General features: G+C 62.7%; 1 protein-coding gene and 1 pseudogene. Both read right to left on the bottom strand.

Features of this window, described 5'->3' with window-relative positions; genetic code table 11:
* Positions 1 to 183: 183 nt before the first annotated feature.
* On the bottom strand, positions 184 to 1,458 hold the full coding sequence (locus ACESNG_RS19730) for an NTP/NDP exchange transporter (RefSeq protein ID WP_373065569.1): 1,275 nt from the start codon (positions 1,456 to 1,458) through the stop codon (positions 184 to 186).
* Positions 1,458 to 1,976: pseudogene (locus ACESNG_RS19725) on the bottom strand (epimerase); the annotation flags it as partial. The pseudogene ACESNG_RS19725 and the gene ACESNG_RS19730, both read right to left, overlap by 1 nt.

The following is a 1,976-nucleotide window of genomic DNA, read 5'->3' as shown; positions in this document are numbered from 1 at the left end:
TACGCGGGCAGTCGGGCTGCGGCTGCTGTACCGCAGATCGGCGGCGGCCGTACGCGGATTGGATGCGTGTGCACGACGGCCTCCGGCATGCAACCATCAGGAACGTTGTTCGTTTAATCCGTGTCCATCAGCGTAATTCGTGGCAGGCTGTTCGTTCGGTTCAACCTCAGCGAAGGTCGCCCCCTACGCCGACTCCGCTTTCGACAGCACCGTATGGCGCCGCCCCAGCCAGAGCGCCACGACCAGCCACACCGCGCTCATCGGCGCCGCGATCAGCGCAATTGAACTCACGGCGAGACCGGCGGCCGACATCGCGGCGTAGCTCCACGCCCCGATCTGATCGCCACTGCGGTATGCGAACGTGTCGATGAAGTTCTTCGCCTTGTACTTGTCTTCCGGAGGAATCACCGAGAACAGCACCTCACGTCCGGGATTCGCAAAGGCATAGTTACCCGCGCGGCGAACGACCGTGAACGCCACGAACAGCGATAACGATGACCACACTCCGAGTGCACCAAAGCCGATCACGCTCACCAGCGGCAGAATCGCCAGCGTCATGCCAACGCCGATCCACTTGATCACACGCCCCGAAATGAACAGCTGCGCGAGCACCGTGAGCAGCTGTACGTAGAAGTCGAGATTGGCCAGGAACGCCGTGCGCGATTCGCGGTCCGCGAATCGCGCACCCACGATCTCGGCCTGCTGGAAGTACAGCACCGTGGTGCCGATCGTAAACAGTAGCATGAACAGGCAGATGCCGAGCAGATACGGCGACCGAAACACATGCGTGATGCCGGCCAGCGAAGTACCACCGACCGACCGCTGCGCTGCCTCGCGATCGCGCGTTTCGGCGCGGAAGCTCGGCGGATACCGGCGAATCACCTGCACGCCGCACTCGAGCATCACCACCGATGTCAGCATCAAGATCGGCGTGCCGACGCTCGTCGCCAGCAGCGACGTGAACTTCGATCCGAACATGCCGCCCAGCGTCCCGCCGACGCCGATAAAACCGTAGAGCCGCTTTCCCTGATCGCTATGAAACGTGTCGGCCATGAAGCCCCAGAACACCGACGGCACGAACAAACTGAACACGCTGATGAAGATCCAGAACGCCGGCCCGAGATACTGCTCTTCAGCGGGTCCGGTCGTATACACGGCGATGGAAAAACCCACCAGCAGCACGGCGAAAACGCGGTACACGATCGGAATGAACCGACGGACCGGTAACCGCGACACGATGGTGGCGTACAATGGATTCGCCAGCAGCGTCGCGAGCAGCGTGCCCGTGAACAGCCATGGCAACTTCGCCGTCCCCGCCGCGACACCGATCGCATCGCGAATGCTGCGCAAAATGAAATAGCTGGCGAGCAGAAAGAAGAAAAACGTGAAAGCGAGCAGCGTGGCCCGCCACTCGCCTTCCTCGACCGTCACCAGCTTCGCCATCACGCGACGAATCACTACGTACCGACCTTCGCGTGCCACGCCGCCAGTACAGCTTTTTCCTTCTCCGGCGCGAGTCCGGCGCGCGCTTTCTCCTGCTCGGCGGCCGGGCGCGTCTTGTACCAGTCGAGCGTATGCTTCGCCGTTTCGGCGAGCGGGCGCACGGTAAGCCCGGCCGCAAACGCTTTCCGGCAGTTCACCGACATGAAACCGGCGGTGCGCCCGGTCGGCGGCATCCACACCGGCATGTCACTCCACGCCCGCACTTGATTCGCCGCCAGGAAATCGGCAGCCACCCAGGTGAAGTGGGCATCGCTGCTGGTCACCGCTTTGATACCGTACAGCATCTCGGCGATGTTCGTGGGTGACTCGGGTCCGGTCGCGTTGAAGGTGCCGATGGTGTGGTTCTCCGCGAGGCGAACCATCCATTGGCCGAGGTCTTCGGCATCGATGTACTGCACGGCGTCGTTGGGTGTGCCCGGCGCGAGAATCTCGCCGCCCTTGTCGATGCGCACCGGCCAATACGAGAACCGATC

The sequence above is a fragment of the Gemmatimonas sp. genome, assembly GCF_041689975.1.
In the GTDB taxonomy this organism is placed as follows: domain Bacteria; phylum Gemmatimonadota; class Gemmatimonadetes; order Gemmatimonadales; family Gemmatimonadaceae; genus Gemmatimonas.
This window is presented reverse-complemented; position numbering and strand designations above follow the sequence as displayed.